The following is a 16,008-nucleotide window of genomic DNA, read 5'->3' on the forward strand; positions in this document are numbered from 1 at the left end:
TCAGATCCGGACTGGGCGTGCGCCGCGTCGTCGTGGCCGCATCTGGTAGAGGCGGTACCAGGCCAGCGCCAGGAAGATCACCGCCAGCGCGATGACGAACCCGATGTCCATCAGCCACGTGCCGAGGCTGTGGTTCCACAACGGGTCGGCTCCGCCTTTGTGCGGTGTCAGGGTATCGAGGTCGATGGTGGCGGCTCCCGCGCCGAAGCCCCAGCGGGACGGCGACAGGTAGGCCAACTGTTCCAGCACCGGTGTGCCGGGCAGCCGCACCAGCCCGCCGGTCAGCACCAGTTGCGCCATCGAGATCACGATCAGCAGCGGCAGCGTCTTCTCCGAGGTGTTCACCGACACCGACACCAGCAGGCCCAGTGCCAGCGACGCGATGCCCAACACCGCCATCGCCAGGATCAGTTCCAGATCGACCGGCAGGAATATCCCGGACGGCGGCATCTTCTGACCGATGGTGCCGATCAGGTACAACACCACCGTCTGCAGAACGGTGATCACGCTCAGGACAAGAAGTTTCGAGGTCAGATAGACCCCTGCCGACAGTCCCGCCGCGCGTTCTCTGCGGTAGATGGTCTGCTCTTTGACGATCTCGCGAATCGAGTTGCCGGTGCCGATGAAGCATGCGCCGAAGGCCAGGATCATCAGCTTGGTCGGGGCATCGGTATTGCTGCCCGGGTCGCCGGCGAAACCCGCCCCACCCGGCACGGCGGCGATCAGACCGCCGAGCAGCAGCGGCATCACACCCAGCAGCACCAGATAGCTTCGATCCGAGGCGATGACCGCGAGATAGCGTCGGCACAGCGTGCTGAGCTGACTCAACTTGGACTGTGATGCGGGCGGTGGCGCCGGCGGCGACTGGACTTCGGCCGGACCGGCATCGTCGGTCAGCCCGACCGCCACATAGTGCCCGAAGCGCGGCGAAGCCTTGAACTCACCGGCCCAGTCGCGCTCCTCCTCGTGGTCGAATGCCTGGAACACCTCGGCCCAGGACGGCTGTGCGAACTGTTGCAGACCCTCCGCGGGCGGTCCGTAGTAGGCCAGCTTGCCGCCGGGCACCAGAACCAGCAGGCGGTCACACGAATCGAGGTTCGCGACACTGTGCGTGACGACGATGACCGTCCGCCCGTCGTGCGCCAGTTCCGACAGCATCTCCATGACCGTCTTGTCCAGGCCCGGGTCCAGGCCGGAAGTCGGCTCGTCCAGGAACAGCAGCGACGGTTTGGTCAGCAACTCCAGTGCGACGCTCACACGTTTGCGCTGGCCGCCCGAGAGCCTTTCGATGCGAGTGTCCGCGTGCCGCGTCAGACCGAGTTCCTCGAGCACCTCGTCGACCCGCTGCTCCCGCTCCTCGCTGCGCGTGTCACCGGGGAACCGCAGTTCCGCCGCGTAGAGCAGCGCGCGTCGCGTCGGGAGCTGGTTGTGCAGGATGTCCTCCTGGGGAACCAGTCCGATCCGGTGCCTGAGCTCGTCGTAATCGGTGTAGAGGTCGCGGCCGTCGTAGCGGACCGTCCCCTCGGTCGCGGGCCGCAACCCGGTGACCGCGCCGAGCAACGTCGATTTGCCCGCTCCACTGGGTCCGATGACGCCGACCAGCGAGCGCTGCGGGATCGGGAAGCTCACCTCGTCGAGCAGCACCTTGCCGTCCTCGGTCCGCACGATGAGGTTCTGCACCGAGACCGAGACGTCACCGGTGTCGACCGACTCGCGCAGTTCCTCGCCGACCAGCCGATAGGTGGTGTGTCCCATACCGATCGAGTCGCCTTCGGACAGATCCGCGACATCGACCCGGGCGCCGTTGACGTAGGTGCCGTTGTGACTGTCGAGGTCGACGACCCGATACTTGCCCTCGCCGATCACCCGCACTTCGGCATGATGGCGCGAGACCATCAGATCGGGCACGACGATGTCGTTGTCGGCGGAGCGGCCGACCCGGAGCGTGTCCGTGATCCGGACGACCGCGCCGGGGTGGTCGACCGGCGCCGAGGATCGCGAAATCCGGCGATCCGACGGGAGCAGCGTGAAGGTTGCCTCGTCGTCGAGGTTGTAGCCGGGATCCGGGACGATCATCGTCGCTTCACCGATATCGCCGCCGGAATCGTGCGCGGGGCGCGTCTCGGGCATCTCCACCGAACACGCCAGCTTCTCGCCGTCCACGGCATGGCCGAGCTGGAACGTCTCGTCGTGGTCGATGATCATCCGCTCGACGCGGTGTCCGTCGAAAAAGGTGCCGTTGAGGCTGCTCGCGTCCTCGATTTCCCAACCGCCCGATCCGCGTTCCAGGACGGCGTGCAGAGAAGACACCCGTGGATCGCTCACAACGATATCGGCTCCGGGATCGCGGCCGACGTTATATGCGCCTCCGGCGCGTAGTCGATAGACGCGTTCTCTCGTCTGCACCACAAGAACCGCTGACTCGGCGAATTCGGTGGAAGACTGCTTATCCGCCATAGCTGGAGTATACGACCGCGCGGCGAGCCCGTCGCGGAAAATCTCGGGCTTTCAGGAACAACCTCGCTGGTCCGGAGGTTGCCGATTGTGCCCTGTGACGTGCTGGTCCGCGCCATCTCGTCGATACGGCGACTGCGTCGAACATAATTTAGTGCCCTTCCGGTGACTTTCACATCTTGTAATCGGTTGCCATTTATGTTCGCGCGCCCGACTCGGCCAGCGGGATGGTGTCGGACGCTTCGACAAAATACATTTGTAGGTAACCGAACCGGTTCGCGAATACGCAAATTCCCACCCCGAAATATCGGTATTACGGCAGACCCGGGACACCCCGGCACGCCGGCGCCCGGTCACCGTGGCAACCTGTCCGGACGCGGCGCGTGGCAACTATCGTCGACATACTCGGAACGCAAGCCGCTGATGAGGAGGTGACGATGCGGTACGACGAATACCGGGCGCACGACGCGATCGGGCTCGCCGAGCTGATCGCTCGGGGCCAGGTGCGCGCGGCCGAATTGCTCGAGTTGGCGTTGGAACGTTGTGCGCAGGTCGATCCGGCGATCAACGCGGTGAGTCTGCTCATGCAGGAGAACGGTCGGCGACTGGCCGCGCGGGGAGATCTCGCGGGGCCGTTCGCCGGGGTGCCGTTCCTGATCAAGGATCTGGCGCAGGATTACGCCGGATATCCGACGTCGGCGGGCACCGGGCCGCTGCGGTCGGTGCCCGCGACCGAGCACAGTCTCGCGGTGCGTCGTTGGCTCGAGGCCGGGCTGGTGATCTTCGGCAAGACCACGACCCCGGAATTCGGTACCAAGGGCATCACCGAGACCAGGACCTTCGGTGTGACCCGCAATCCGTGGAACACCGAACGCACGCCGGGTGGATCCTCGGGTGGGGCGGCCGCGGCGGTCGCCGCGGGCATCGTGCCGGTGGCGGGCGCGAGCGACGGCGGCGGGTCCATTCGTATTCCCGCCGCCTGCACCGGACTGTTCGGGCTCAAACCCGGGCGCGGACTGATTCCCAGCGGTCCGGGACTGGGTGATCCGCTGTTCGGCGCGGTCAGTCAGGGCGTGCTCACGCGCAGCGTGCGAGACAGCGCGGCCATGCTCGACATACTCGGCGCACCCGATCCCGGTGCGCCCTATCTGGTTCAGCGGTCCGAACGCCCGTATCTCGACGCGGTGCAGGATCCCGTGCGTCGTCTGCGGATCGGATTCATGCATGCGGCTCCGCAGGGCACGCCGGTCGATCCCGAAGCGGTCGCCGCGGTCGAGGATGCGGCCAACCTGCTGGAATCGCTGGGACACACTGTGGAGCCTGCCGCTCCGAGTATCGACGGGCGGCGTCTGGGGATGGACTTCATGACCGTCTGGACCGCTTGGTGCGCAGCGGAACTCGCCGAAGCCTGTCGCGAAACGGGAGCGTCCGCCGCCGATTTCGATATCGACACCCAGGTGCTCGCGGCAGCCGGTCGTGCGGTGCCGTCCCCGGAACTGCTGCTCGCACAGGCCCGTTGGACCGAATACACCCGGGCCCTGGCCGACTTCCACGAGACCTACGACCTGCTGCTGACGCCGTCCCTGGCCGAACCCCCGTTGCGCATCGGCCAGAACCGCACCCCCGCGATCGCTGATTCCGTGCTGCCCCCGCTGCTGCGGCTGGGCGCGGGAAAGATATTGTCCCGCACCGTTTTCTACCGAGACCTGGTCACCGCCAACCTGGCGGCGGTCCCGTTCACCCAGCTGGCGAACATCACCGGCCGTCCCGCGATGAGCGTGCCGACGCACTGGACCGCGGACGGTCTACCGCTGGGCACGCAGTTCGTGGGCGGATTGGACAGCGAGTATCTGCTCCTGCAACTCGCCGCCGAAATCGAAACGGCCCGACCGTGGTTCGACCGCCACCCGCCCGAATCCGAACTCCTCGGAGCGGGTGCTGCCGCGGAGCGGACACCGCGGTGAGTGTCGGAATGCGGTCCGAGAGCGCCGGTGCGACTACTCGCGCCAGCCGGTGAGTTCGACGCCCTTGGCCGTGTCGACCCGGAAGCCGAGTGAAATCTCCGCTGTCGCTTCGGGTTCCAGGGGGAGTCGCCAGGTCAGCTCGCCCAGGTCGGTGCGTTGGTGTGGATCGGGGCGGCAGGTGAGGTCGCGGACCACGATGGCCTCGTCGCGTGAGACCGGGATGCGGTCAAGGACGGTGACGGTGGTGGCGCGGCGGCCGTAGTTGCCGACGGTGATGCGGTAGCGGACCTCGCGCCGGGTCGCGCTGCCGATGACGCCCTTTCCGGCGGTGCGGCGCACCAGTTCGCGTTCGGCCCGGATCCGTTCGTCCACACCGAGATTCAGCTCTATCTCCTCGCCGGGCGCCCAGATCTCCAGGGGCGTCGTGCCGACGAACTCCGAGTCGTGGAACACCGAGGCGCGGCCCGGCCGCAGCGTGTGCTCGGAGGTGTTGACCGCGGTGGCCCGCAGATACACTTCCTGACTCTGCGCGGGTGCGGTGATGTGATCGAGGGTGGCATCCAGGTCCAGGACGGCCACTGTCGTGCGGTGCGCGGTAGCATCGCTCGGGACGGCGATCCGCTGGGGCGGACGGTATGTGGTCGCCGCGGCTCCGTGTTCTATTGCGGGGGCTGCCGGTTCGGCCATCGCAGCGTGCAATACCTTGGCGCGCGGCATCATTCCGGGTGCGGGCGGTCCGCCGGCCGCAGCGCCGTAGGCGACCGGCTCGGGCGGGCGCAGGCGATCGAGGAACCACGCCTGCGGCTCGGGCAGTCGCGCCGAGATCGCCGGGCGGGCGGTGGACAGGGCCAGTTCGCACTGGGGCCAGTCCTCGCCGGTGTTCTGGGTGATCTCCGCGTACCAGCCGAGCGTGAGTCCTTCGCCGCGCAACCGGATGTCGTAGGTCGAGACCCAGCGCGCGTCGTCGACGACGTAGGACAGTTCGAGTTCGAGCTCCCCGGCCTCGTGCACGTCGAGGGAGACCGCCACCTGCTGACGATCCGGAGTGCGCTGCCGGTGATGTTCGGCGAGATCGCGTTCCGCCGCGCGCAATTCCTCCTCCCGATGCTCGTGCTGCCGGTGCAGCTCCCGCTGCCGTGTGAGCGTCGCGCCGAGTTGCTGGGCGAGCGAATCACTCAGCCCCGCAACCCGATCCGGCTCGATGTCTCCTGACGCGAGTGCTTTGGCGAACGCGGCGCCGGATCGGCGCCCGAGGCTGGTCAGCAATTCCATCCGGCTGTCCTCGACGGTGCGGGCGTCGGCCAGCTCCGCGAGTCCGGACCGGATCTGTTCGGCGCGCTGCTCGAGCTCCTGGACGACCGCGTCGGGCGAGCGTGGATTGCGCTGCATCGCCACATCGACCCCGAGGACTGCCGCCGCCCCGCGCCCGCTCACCCGCACCGAGTCCCGGACCAGCCCCAGTGGCAGCCCGCCGACCTCCACCGCCTGCTCTCCGGCCTCCACGATGACGGTCGTGCGCCGGGTGATTCGCGCCTGCCCGGGATAGACGGTCACGGCCACGATCGGTGCGTCCACCATGCTCATTCCGCGAGGCTACCGTGCTCGGTGCGTCGTGAGGGTGATGGCGAGCACCAGGTTGGCGATCAACGCATCGGCGAAATCCGCGACCGAGCCGTTGCGATGCAGCCGGTCGATCGGCTCGCCGCGGCGCCGCCGCTGGAGCGCCTGGGAAATCGCCGAGTCCGTGGCCTTCCTCGCCGGTCCCGGCCGCTGGGGGAACGGTCAGGTCGTCTTCACCAACGGCGGCATCGGCTGAGTGATCGGCACTGGATCGATGATGCCGCGTTCGCGCGTCGATCAATCCGCTCATGTCATGTCTCGCAGGTGAATTCGGACTTCTTCACCGGTGATGACGTTGGATGCCGGTCGGCATGGACCGTGATGGCGGTGGGGTCACCGCTTTCGGGTTTCGCGCACTCAGACGTCGAAGAAGACTGTCTCTCCCGGCCCCTGCAGGCGGATGTCGAAGCGATAGCCGTCGGGGGATGTGGTGGCGCACAAGGTGGAGCGGCGGTCCTGCGGGACGGTGGCCAGGATGGGGTCCGTGGCGTTGGTTGCGGCTTGGTCGGGGAAATAGATCCTGGTGACGACGCGGTGCAGCATGCCTCGGGCGAAGACCGACACGTCGATGTGCGGGGCCTGCGGGCGGCCCTCGCGGGTGGGTACGGGGCCGGGCAGCACGGTGTGCACGGCGTATTCGCCGAGGCGGGTGTCGCTGCGTCCCAGGCCGCGCCAGCCCGGGTGACGTCCGCGCGGGTCGTCGGGGTGGTCGAAACGTCCGTCGGGGGCGGCCTGCCAGGTTTCCACGAGGGCGTCGGGAATCGGATCACCCGCGCCGTCGAGGATTTCGCCGCGGATCCAGAACGCTCCGGGTGTGCCGTCGGGCACGACCATGCGCCCGGCGCGGCCCCAGTCCAGGCCGATGGTCAGGAAGGGGCCGACGGTCTGCGACGGCGTCCCGGGCAGTTCGACGGTGTCGTTCAGGGTGGAGTCGGCGCGCTCAGGCATGGGACTCCTCGAACGGGGTCTGCTCGCGCCCGCGCAGCACGATGTCGAATTCGAAGGCCAGCGCCCAGTTCGGTCGGGTGCGTTCCAGGCTGAAGCGCGAAATCAGCCGGGGCCGTGCGGATTCCGGAGTCGCATTGAAGATCGGATCCTGGGCGAACAGCGGATCGCCGGGGAAGTACATCTGGGTCACCAGGCGCTGGGTGAACGCGCGGCCGAAGACCGAGAAGTGGATGTGCGCGGGCCGCCAGGCATTGTGGTGATTACCCCAGGGGTACGCGCCGGGCTGGATGGTGACGAATTCGTAGCGGCCGTGTTTATCGGTCAGGGTGCGGCCGACACCGTCGAAATTCGGGTCCAGCGGCGCGTCCCAGCGGTCCCCGATGTGCCGGTAGCGGCCCGCGGCGTTGGCCTGCCAGATCTCGATCAGCGAATCCGGAATCGCCCGCCCGTTCCCGTCGAGCAGCCGTCCGAACACGATGATCTTCTGCCCGATCGGATCTCCGCGATGCCGGAAGGTCAGATCATGCTCCCCGGGTTGCACCGCATCGTGGCCAAGGACCGGACCGGTGATCTCGGTCAGCGTGTGCGGCAACATGATCAGCGGTTCCCGGGGGTGACGCCGCGCGGTCGAGCGGTAATCGGGGGAGTCGAGCGGGGGATGGGTGCCGGGCGGATCGGGGCGGTATCCGGCGACGTCGATACTCATGACAGTCCTTCGATCGGAATTCCGGCGTAGTTCTCGGCGAGTTCGGTTGCCGCGGAATCGGATTGCACGACGCGCTGCAACTGCGCGAGTTGCAGACGGGCGTCGAAGTCGTCGCCGTGCCGGTGCAGCATCGTGGTCATCCACCAGGAGAAGTGGGTGCAGCGCCACACCCGCCGCAGGGCGATATCGGAGTACTCGTCCGCGAGCCGGGTATCGCCGCCGGCGAGCCAGGTGGCGATGGCGCGGGCGAGCAGGGCCACATCGGCGATCGCGAGATTGAGTCCCTTCGCGCCGGTCGGCGGGACGGTGTGCGCGGCGTCACCGGCCAGGAACAGGCGTCCGTGCCGCATCGGCGAGGTCACCATGCTGCGCATCGGCAGTACGCTGCGGTCGGTGATCGCGCCGGTGGTGAGCGTCCAGCCGTCCAGGGCGAAGCGGGTGGCCAGTGCCTCCCAGATCCGGTCGTCGCTCCAGGCGGTCAGGTCCTCGTCGGGCTCGACCTGAAGGTAGAAGCGGCTCACGGTATCCGAGCGCATGCTGTGCAGTGCGAAACCGTCCGGATGCCAGGCGTAGATCAGCTCGTCGGTCGAGGGGGCGACGTCGGCCAGGATGCCCAGCCAGGCGAACGGGTAGGTGCGCTCCCAGGTGCGGCGATGCCGTTCCGGGACGAAATATCTACTGGGACCGTGCGATCCGTCGCAGCCCGCGATGATCTCGGCCTCGATCCGCTGGGGGCGGCCGTCGGCATCGGTGAACGTCACCGTGGGCGAATCGGAGTCCACATCGTGCAATTCGACATCGGCCGCCTCGTAGAACGACAGCTGTCCCGCACGCTCGCGCGCGGCCATCAGATCCTTGGTCACCTCGGTCTGTCCGTACACCCACACCGACTTCCCGGCCAGGTCCACGAAATCCAGATGATGCCGCTCACCCGGCCACTGCAGATGGATCCCGCGATGTTCGAAACCGTCGCGGGCGATCCGATCCCCGACACCGGCCTCGCGCAGCAGCTGCACGCTCCCGGATTCCAGAATACCCGCGCGGATACGGGATCTCACGTACTCGGCGCTGCGCTGCTCCACCAGCACGGAGTCGATTCCGGCCGCGTCGAGCAGTTGCGCCAGCAACAACCCCGCCGGTCCCGCGCCGATGATCGCTACGCGAGTGCGCATGATTGTCCTCTCACTCGGCCGGGCACGGTTCAGCCCGGGAACTGTGCATGTTCGGTGGCCACGGTGACCCATCGGGTGTTGGAGAAAGCTTCGATGCCCCAGCGTCCGCCGAAACGGCCGTAGCCGGAGGCCTTGAATCCGCCGAAGGGAGCCTGGGGTTCGTCCATGATGGTCTGGTCGTTGATGTGCACGATGCCGGTCTGCAGACGTGCGGCCACGCGCAGGCCGTGCGTGGTGTTCTCGGTGATCACGCCCGCGGACAGACCGTTCTCGGTGTCGTTGGCCTTGGCGACGGCCTCGTCGTCGGTGGTGAAGGTATCGATCGCGCAGACCGGGCCGAAGGATTCGGTGTAGTGCAGTCGCGCGTGCGCGGGCACGTCGCTCAGCAGCGTCGCCGGATAGTGGGCTCCGGTCGGATCTCCGCCTCCGGCAAGGAGTTTCGCGCCATCGGCGACCGCGTCGGCGACGAGTCCGGCCACCCGGGACGCGGCCGCGGCGCTCATCAGCGGACCGAGCGCGACCGCAGGATCGGCCGGATCGCCCGCCGGTAGTGCGGTGAGTGCGGCGGCGAGCTTGGCGCCGAACTCCTCGGCGAGGGATTCGTGCACCAGCAGGCGATCGGCGGACATGCAGATCTGTCCGGCGTTGAGACATACGGAGAACGCGGCCGCGGCCACGGCGTAGTCCACATCGGCGTCCGCCAGCACGATCACCGAGTTCTTGCCGCCGAGCTCGAGCACCGCGGGCTTGAGGTGTTGTGCGGCAAGGGTTCCGATGATCCGGCCGACGGCGGTGGAACCGGTGAAGTTCACCGCGCGCACGCGGTCGTCGGCGATCAGCGTCTCGGCGATCACGGGGGCGTCGGCGGGGTCGTTGGTGATCACGGCGAGCACGCCGTCGGGCAGTCCGGCCTCGCGCAGAATGTCGGCCAGGAACAATCCGCTGGACATCGGCGCGGCCTCACTGGGCTTGAGCACCACGGTATTTCCGGCCGCCAGCGGTGCGGCCAGGGCGCGCACACCCAGGATGATCGGGGCGTTCCAGGGTGCGAAGGCCGCGACCACGCCGACCGGCTGACGCACCGCCATGCCCAGGAGGCCGGGTTGCTGAGTGGTGAGCACCTCACCGCGCGGTGCGGTGATCGCGGCGGCGGCCTCGCGCAGGGTGTTCGCGCCCAGCCACACGTTGAACCCGGCCCACCCGGCCGTAGCGCCCACCTCGCCCGCCATGATCCGGGTGGCCTGCTCGGCCCGCGCCTCGAGCAGATCGGCGGCGCGCAGGAATATCGCGCGTCGTTCGAAGGGGCTCAGCGCGGCCCAGTCCGGAAATGCGTTGTCGGCGGCGGTGATCGCGGCGGTCACGTCCGCGGGATCGGCCGCGGCGACGGTGGCGTACACGGCTCCGGTGTGCGGGGTGGTGACGGAGATGGTCCGGCCGCCTCGCGCGGGCAGGTCCGCGCCGCCGATGATCAGGTCACGGGCGAAGGTCATGATGTCTCGATTCGGTACTGCGCGGTCGCCGAGACCGGCTGCGGGCAGACCGCACGTCCTCGGCGTCGTTATCGGTGACAGCCTGACGATGATGTGTCCCGCGCCACTACCGCATTTCCATTCAATGGATGAGATTCAATGGTCCGCGCCGAGTGCCCGAGAGATGCCGCGGGCGGTCGCCTGCACGGCGGGTGCGATGCTGCGGGCGGCGTCGTCGTGGGGGACGATGGCCGCCAGCGCGGCGACGACGAGTCCGCGGACCGTGCGCACGGGCGCGGCGATGGAGGTGGTCGTCTCGTCGAGATGTCCGGGGCAGAAAGCGATTCCGGTTCGACGGATCTCGCCGAGCAAGGCGCGCAACGCCTTCGGGTCGGTGACGGTGTGCGGGGTGAACCGAGTGAGCGGTCGGGTGAGGATCGAATCCTGGAGTTCGAGTGGGCCGTTGGCCAGCAGCACCAATCCCGGAGCCGAGGCGTGCAGGGGCAGTCGTCCGGCGTATCGGCTCAGGTTGCGCACCGATCCGGGGGCGGACAGGCGTTCGATGTAGAGCACCTCGCTGTCCTGTAGGACGGCCAGTTGTACGTGATTGCCGATCACCGCGTGCAGATCCTGCATGAACGGCATCGCCATCTCGCGCAGGCCCAGGGTGGGCGAGGCGCGCGAGACCAGTTCCCAGATCCGCACGCCGATCCGGATCCGGCGATCGGCGTCCCGGCGCAGCCAGCCGTAGCCGATCAGCTCGTTGACCAAGCGTGAGGTGGTCGCCACCGGCAGGCCCGTGCGACGGGCCAGTTCGGAAACCCCGATGGCGGGCATATCGGCGTCGAACGCCTCGAAGATCCGCACCGCCCGGGACAGTACGGATTCGCCGCTGGGTGATCGGGCCATCAGCCGCCCGCGACCCGGCCGATCGGCTCCTGCGCCATACGGCCACCCTAGCCGCCGAGGCCCGATGCGAAGATGGCGTTCGTGACCGCAGCCGACGACGATGCCGAAGCGGCCGCCCCGCCCTCGACGCTGTATCTGATCAAACAGCTGGAACTGGCGGTGCGGGCGGTGATGGACGACGCCCTGCGCCCGCTGGGCCTGACCACATTGCAGTACACGGCGTTGACGGTGCTCGAGCGGCGCGGCGGGCTGTCCTCGGCGCAGCTGGCGCGCCGAGCGTTCCTGCGGCCGCAGACCATGCACGTCATGGTGCGCACGCTGGAGGAGCGCGGACTGATCAGCCGGGACCGGGATCCGGGCAACCGCAGGGTGCTGGTGACCGCGCTGACCGACCGCGGACGTGAGCTGCTGGATCGGGTCGCGCCGCACATCGAGCAGATCGAATCCGGTCTGCTCGCGGATATGAGCGCGCGGCGCGGGACGGAATTCCGTGCCGCGTTGCGACAGGGCGTGGTCGCGCTGACCGCCGAGGCCGCGGCGCGCGGCGTCTCGGCGACGACGCCCGCCGACGAGTAGTCCGGGAACTGTTGACGGCGAACGAATCCGGCGGCACCATAGGAGCCAAATCATCAGTAATACTGATAATGGAGCGCCGATGACGACAGCGACCGAGCCCTGGGGCGAGACCGTCAGCGTGGAGTTCGAGGAGGGCATCGCCTGGGTCACGCTGAACCGCCCGGACAAGCGCAATGCGATGAATCCGGCCCTCAACACCGAGATGTGCCGGGTGCTGGACCATCTGGAGGCCGATCCGCGCTGCCGGGTGCTGGTGCTCACCGGTGCGGGCGAATCCTTCTCCGCCGGAATGGATCTGAAGGAGTACTTCCGCGACGTCGAGGCGACCGGGGATCTGGCGCTGCAGTATCGGGTGCGCCGGGAGAGCAACGAATGGCAGTGGAAACGCCTGGCCTACTTCGCCAAGCCGACCATCGCGATGGTGAACGGCTGGTGCTTCGGCGGAGCCTTCACCCCGCTGGTGGCCTGTGATCTCGCGATCGCCGACGAGACCGCGAAATTCGGTCTGTCCGAGGTGAACTGGGGCATTCCGCCGGGCAGCGTGGTCACCAAGGCGCTGGCCGCGACGGTGCCGCAGCGCGACGCGCTCTACTTCATCATGACCGGCGAGACCTTCGACGGTGCGCGGGCCGCGCAGATGCGGCTGGTCAACGAGGCGGTTCCGGCCGAGCGTCTGCGCGAGCGGACCAGGGAACTGGCCGCCCGCCTGGCCGGACTCAATCCCGTTGTGCTGCATGCGGCGAAGGTCGGCTACCGGTTCGCCGCGGAGATGAGCTGGTCGCAGGCGGAGGACTACCTGTACGCCAAACTGGATCAGACCCGGGCTCTGGATGCGGACCACGGCCGGGAGAAGGGCCTGTCCCAGTTCCTGGACGACAAGAGCTACCGACCCGGGCTCGGCGCGTTCGATCCCGCCGGACAGTAACGGCCACAACCGAAACGGCATCGACCGAGTGAGGATGGATCGTGCGGAATCGGGGACTCGGCTCGTGGCCCGCCCGGCGGGCCCGGATGACGCCGGACGCGGTGGCGGTGATCGGCGCGGGCCGGTCGATCACCTTCGCGCAGTTGTACCGCCGGGTGGCGCGGGTCTGCGGTGAACTGCGGGCCGCGGGGGTGCGCGCCGGTGACCGGATCGCCTATCTGGGGCCGAATCATCCGGCCTATCTGGAACTGCTGTTCGCGGCCGGGGCGCTGGGCGCGGTCTTCGTCCCGGTGAACTTCCGCAGTGCCGCAGCGGAAATCGATTACATCCTCGGCGATTGCGGTGCGCGGGTGCTGTGTCACACCGAGGCGTACCGGGACGTGGTGGGGGAGTTGACCGTCGAGGTACGGACGATCTGTGTAGCCGCCGACGAGCTGCTCGAGGACGATGCGCTCGTTCCCGACGAGCCGGTCGGCCTCGAGGATCCCTGCCTCATCATGTACACCTCGGGCACCACCGGGCGGCCCAAGGGTGCGGTGCTCACGCACGGCAACCTGACCTGGAACTGCCTCAATGTCCTGGTCGAATCGGATGTCGCGGTAGACGAGGTGGCGTTGGTGTCCGCGCCGCTGTTCCACGCCGCCGCACTGGGCATGCTGTGCCTGCCCGTGCTGCTCAAGGGCGGCTGTGTGGTGCTGTTGGAGAAGTTCGATCCCGCAGTGGTTTTCGATGCGATCGAACGTCATCGGGTGACGCGGATGTTCGGGGTGCCCGCGATGTACGACGCGCTGGCCGCGCTCGATCGCTGGGACACCGCGGACCTGTCCAGTATCCGGGTGCTGCTGTGCGGTGGAGCACCGGTGCCGCACAACACCATTCGGCGCTATCTGACGCGCGGGCTGACCTTCGTGCAGGGATACGGGATGACCGAGGCGTCACCGGGGGCGCTGCTGCTGGACCCCGCACATGCGCAGACCAAGGCCGGATCCGCCGGTGTGCCTTCGTTCTTCAGTGATGTCCGGGTGGTCGACGAGCGGGGTGATCCGGTCGCGGACGGGGAACGCGGCGAGGTGATCGTCAGCGGACCCAATGTGATGCCCGGCTACTGGAATCGCCCCGCCGAGACCGCGGAAGTGTTGCGGGAGGGCTGGTTCCACTCCGGCGATGTCGCCACCGTCGACCCGGACGGCTACGTGTACATCGTGGACCGGATGAAGGACGTCATCATCTCCGGCGGGGAGAACATCTATCCCGCCGAGGTGGAGAACGTGCTGACCGCGCATCCGGCCGTGGCGTCGTGCGCGGTGATCGGCGTCCCGGACCAGCGCTGGGGCGAGATCGGCCGTGCCGTCGTCGTTCTCGCGGAGGGGCAGAACGTGGATCCGCAGACGCTGCTCAGCTTCGCCCGCGAGCGGCTCGCCGGATACAAAGTGCCCCGATCCGTCCACTTCGTGGACGAACTGCCCAGAGGCGGATCCGGCAAGGTACTGAAGTCGGTGGTACGCGACCTTTACGGGTGATCTCTCACGAACCGTCTCGACGTGGTTCGGCTGGATCGGCGGTTCGACCGAACTGCCCGGCTCGCTCGGGAATCGGGTGCGGTCGACCGACCGGCCCTGATGCGGGGGAGCCCGTGGCGGCCGCCGATCCGGATGTCCGGCGGCCGCCGCGCTGATTCAGCTCTGTGGGACCAGCGATTCCGAGCGCTGAACGGTCCCGGTGATCCCGGACGCATCCTGTCCGGCCAGCAGAACCGCCGCGCGGGCGATCGTCTCCGGCGGTTCGATCATGCTCTCCGGGATCTCCCGGCCACCGCCCGCGGCCTGCCAGCCCTCGGTCAGCACTACCCGGGACGGGCTCAGGCAGTTGACGGCGATGTTGTCGCCGCGAAGATCCGAAGCCAGGCCCAGGTAGAGGCGTTCGGCCGCGGCCTTGGAGACCCAGTAGGCGTTCGCGCCGCGATCGATCATGTCCACGCCGGTCGTGGTGATCGCCACGAGCGAGCCGCCCCCGCGCGCCTTCAGATGCGGGATGACGGCCTTGGTCACCAGGAATACGCCGGTCACGTTGACGTCCAGGCAGCGCTGCCAGCGCTGCAACGGCGTCGTCTCGATCGGTCCCATCCACAGCACACCGGCGTTGGCGACCAGGACGTCGATACCGCCGAACGCGGAAACCGTTGTGGCGACGGCCTGTTCGACCGACTCCTCGTTCGACACATCGCACGGGACCGGCAGCGCTCGCCCACCCGCGGCCTCGATCCGCTCGGTGACCGCGCCGATCGTGCCGGGCAGCCGTCCCTCGGTCTCCGAGCGCGCGGCGACGGCCACCGATGCCCCGGCGGCCGCGAGTCCCTCGGCGATGGCCGCTCCGATGCCCCGGCTCGCACCCGCGACGAAGGCCACCTTGCCCGCGAGCGGCCCACCCGGACCCCGGTCGTCGCCGGGGCCTCGGGTGCCGGATTCGGTGACGCTCACTTCGGCGGGAAGCGCAGCGCGCCGTCGAGCCGGATGGTCTCCCCGTTGAGGTAGTCGTTCTCGATGATCGACTGCGCCAGCTGGGCGTATTCGGTGGAGCGGCCCATCCGCTTGGGGAAGGGCACCTGCGGGCCCCAGTACTGCTCGAGCTTGTCGGCGGACTTGCCGTAGGCGGGCGTGTTGACGGTGCCGGGGGCGATGGTCACGACCCGGATGCCCAGGGGCGACAGATCGCGCGCGGCGACCAGCGTCATACCCAGTACGCCACCCTTGGCCGCGGAGTACGGCAGCTGTCCGATCTGGCCTTCGTAGCCGGCGATCGACGCGGTGTTGACGATCACACCGCGGCCACCCTCTTCGAGCGGTTCGGTCCGGGCGATCGCGGCGGCGGACAGCCGCAGCACGTTGAACACCGCGGTCAGATAGAACTCGATGGTCGTGCGGAACCCGTCCAGCGCCAGCGGGGAGCCGTCCTTGCCGACGAGCCGTCCGCCGCTGGCCGGGCCACCGTGCGTGTCGACCGAAATGCGAAGGGGCCCCAGTGATTCGGCCTCGGCGATGGCCGCCAGCACCGAGTCCTCGTCGGTGGCGTCGGTGTGCACGTAACGGATGCCGAGCTCGGTGGCCAGCTCCTTGCCCTTGTCGTCGGCGACGTCGGCGACGACCACCTTCGCCCCCGCCGCGTGTAACCGCCGGACGGTCGCCTCGCCGAGGCCACCGGTGCCGCCGACCACGATCGCTGAGCTTCCACTGATCTGCATGTCGTTACCCTCTCTTGAAATCACTAC

At 68.3% G+C, this 16,008-nt stretch carries 14 protein-coding genes; 5 read left to right on the forward strand and 9 right to left on the reverse strand.

Annotated elements, in window-relative coordinates:
* A complete protein-coding gene (locus K7711_RS23335; RefSeq protein ID WP_222971563.1) occupies window positions 1–2,457 on the reverse strand; it encodes an FHA domain-containing protein in 2,457 nt (818 codons plus the stop codon).
* A 434-nt stretch (window positions 2,458–2,891) separates the two neighbouring features.
* Between K7711_RS23335 and K7711_RS23340 the strand changes: the two genes are divergently transcribed.
* Entirely contained in the window at window positions 2,892–4,418 is a 1,527-nt protein-coding gene (locus K7711_RS23340; RefSeq protein ID WP_222971564.1) for an amidase, read from the forward strand.
* Window positions 4,419–4,451: 33 nt separating this feature from the next.
* Here K7711_RS23340 and K7711_RS23345 read toward each other — a convergent pair whose 3' ends face one another.
* Window positions 4,452–6,002 (reverse strand): mucoidy inhibitor MuiA family protein, encoded by a 1,551-nt coding sequence (locus tag K7711_RS23345; protein WP_222971565.1) that lies wholly within the window; start codon window positions 6,000–6,002, stop codon window positions 4,452–4,454.
* Between the two features lie 37 nt (window positions 6,003–6,039).
* On the opposite strand from K7711_RS23345, the gene K7711_RS23350 reads away from it, so the two are divergent.
* Complete coding sequence (locus tag K7711_RS23350; RefSeq protein ID WP_222971566.1) at window positions 6,040–6,234, forward strand: hypothetical protein; 195 nt, start codon at window positions 6,040–6,042, stop codon at window positions 6,232–6,234.
* A gap of 161 nt (window positions 6,235–6,395) precedes the next feature.
* Here K7711_RS23350 and pcaG read toward each other — a convergent pair whose 3' ends face one another.
* From pcaG to K7711_RS23375, 5 genes are all read right to left on the reverse strand, one after another.
* Window positions 6,396–6,986, reverse strand: a complete 591-nt coding sequence (gene pcaG, locus K7711_RS23355; RefSeq protein ID WP_222971567.1) for a protocatechuate 3,4-dioxygenase subunit alpha — start codon at window positions 6,984–6,986, stop codon at window positions 6,396–6,398.
* Entirely contained in the window at window positions 6,979–7,692 is a 714-nt protein-coding gene (gene pcaH, locus K7711_RS23360; protein ID WP_222971568.1) for a protocatechuate 3,4-dioxygenase subunit beta, read from the reverse strand. The genes pcaG and pcaH overlap by 8 nt, the downstream gene beginning before the upstream one ends.
* Entirely contained in the window at window positions 7,689–8,864 is a 1,176-nt protein-coding gene (locus K7711_RS23365; protein WP_222971569.1) for a 4-hydroxybenzoate 3-monooxygenase, read from the reverse strand. The genes pcaH and K7711_RS23365 overlap by 4 nt, the downstream gene beginning before the upstream one ends.
* A 29-nt stretch (window positions 8,865–8,893) precedes the next feature.
* Window positions 8,894–10,354, reverse strand: coding sequence for an aldehyde dehydrogenase family protein (locus K7711_RS23370; protein ID WP_222971570.1), 1,461 nt, complete (start codon window positions 10,352–10,354; stop codon window positions 8,894–8,896).
* A 135-nt stretch (window positions 10,355–10,489) separates the two neighbouring features.
* The gene (locus K7711_RS23375) at window positions 10,490–11,242 is read right to left on the reverse strand and encodes an IclR family transcriptional regulator (protein ID WP_222971571.1); all 753 of its coding nucleotides are present in this window, start codon (window positions 11,240–11,242) and stop codon (window positions 10,490–10,492) included.
* Between the two features lie 81 nt (window positions 11,243–11,323).
* Between K7711_RS23375 and K7711_RS23380 the strand changes: the two genes are divergently transcribed.
* The 3 genes from K7711_RS23380 to K7711_RS23390 all read left to right on the forward strand — a co-directional run bounded on the left by K7711_RS23380 (window position 11,324) and on the right by K7711_RS23390 (window position 14,263).
* Window positions 11,324–11,818 (forward strand): MarR family winged helix-turn-helix transcriptional regulator, encoded by a 495-nt coding sequence (locus tag K7711_RS23380; protein WP_308014905.1) that lies wholly within the window; start codon window positions 11,324–11,326, stop codon window positions 11,816–11,818.
* 79 nt (window positions 11,819–11,897) lie between these two features.
* Window positions 11,898–12,743: a p-hydroxycinnamoyl CoA hydratase/lyase gene (locus K7711_RS23385; protein WP_222971573.1), complete on the forward strand. Its 846-nt coding sequence runs from the start codon at window positions 11,898–11,900 to the stop codon at window positions 12,741–12,743.
* A 41-nt stretch (window positions 12,744–12,784) separates the two neighbouring features.
* Window positions 12,785–14,263, forward strand: a complete 1,479-nt coding sequence (locus K7711_RS23390; RefSeq protein WP_222971574.1) for an acyl-CoA synthetase — start codon at window positions 12,785–12,787, stop codon at window positions 14,261–14,263.
* A gap of 156 nt (window positions 14,264–14,419) precedes the next feature.
* On the opposite strand, the gene K7711_RS23395 is transcribed toward K7711_RS23390, so the two are convergent.
* The gene (locus tag K7711_RS23395) at window positions 14,420–15,220 is read right to left on the reverse strand and encodes an SDR family NAD(P)-dependent oxidoreductase (RefSeq protein ID WP_222971575.1); all 801 of its coding nucleotides are present in this window, start codon (window positions 15,218–15,220) and stop codon (window positions 14,420–14,422) included.
* Window positions 15,217–15,981, reverse strand: coding sequence for an SDR family NAD(P)-dependent oxidoreductase (locus tag K7711_RS23400; protein WP_067890354.1), 765 nt, complete (start codon window positions 15,979–15,981; stop codon window positions 15,217–15,219). The genes K7711_RS23395 and K7711_RS23400 overlap by 4 nt, the downstream gene beginning before the upstream one ends.
* Window positions 15,982–16,008: the final 27 nt, after the last annotated feature.

The sequence above is a fragment of the Nocardia coffeae genome (assembly GCF_019890715.1).
In the GTDB taxonomy this organism is placed as follows: domain Bacteria; phylum Actinomycetota; class Actinomycetes; order Mycobacteriales; family Mycobacteriaceae; genus Nocardia; species Nocardia jiangxiensis.

What these genes read in the sequence shown, in the direction of transcription:
- K7711_RS23335 (WP_222971563.1), bottom strand. Translation starts at nt 2,457, where the DNA reads ATGGCGGATAAGCAGTCTTCCACCGAATTCGCCGAGTCAGCGGTTCTT.
- K7711_RS23340 (WP_222971564.1), top strand. Translation starts at nt 2,892, where the DNA reads ATGCGGTACGACGAATACCGGGCGCACGACGCGATCGGGCTCGCCGAG.
- K7711_RS23345 (WP_222971565.1), bottom strand. Translation starts at nt 6,002, where the DNA reads ATGAGCATGGTGGACGCACCGATCGTGGCCGTGACCGTCTATCCCGGG.
- K7711_RS23350 (WP_222971566.1), top strand. Translation starts at nt 6,040, where the DNA reads ATGGCGAGCACCAGGTTGGCGATCAACGCATCGGCGAAATCCGCGACC.
- pcaG (WP_222971567.1), bottom strand. Translation starts at nt 6,986, where the DNA reads ATGCCTGAGCGCGCCGACTCCACCCTGAACGACACCGTCGAACTGCCC.
- pcaH (WP_222971568.1), bottom strand. Translation starts at nt 7,692, where the DNA reads ATGAGTATCGACGTCGCCGGATACCGCCCCGATCCGCCCGGCACCCAT.
- K7711_RS23365 (WP_222971569.1), bottom strand. Translation starts at nt 8,864, where the DNA reads ATGCGCACTCGCGTAGCGATCATCGGCGCGGGACCGGCGGGGTTGTTG.
- K7711_RS23370 (WP_222971570.1), bottom strand. Translation starts at nt 10,354, where the DNA reads ATGACCTTCGCCCGTGACCTGATCATCGGCGGCGCGGACCTGCCCGCG.
- K7711_RS23375 (WP_222971571.1), bottom strand. Translation starts at nt 11,242, where the DNA reads ATGGCCCGATCACCCAGCGGCGAATCCGTACTGTCCCGGGCGGTGCGG.
- K7711_RS23385 (WP_222971573.1), top strand. Translation starts at nt 11,898, where the DNA reads ATGACGACAGCGACCGAGCCCTGGGGCGAGACCGTCAGCGTGGAGTTC.
- K7711_RS23400 (WP_067890354.1), bottom strand. Translation starts at nt 15,981, where the DNA reads ATGCAGATCAGTGGAAGCTCAGCGATCGTGGTCGGCGGCACCGGTGGC.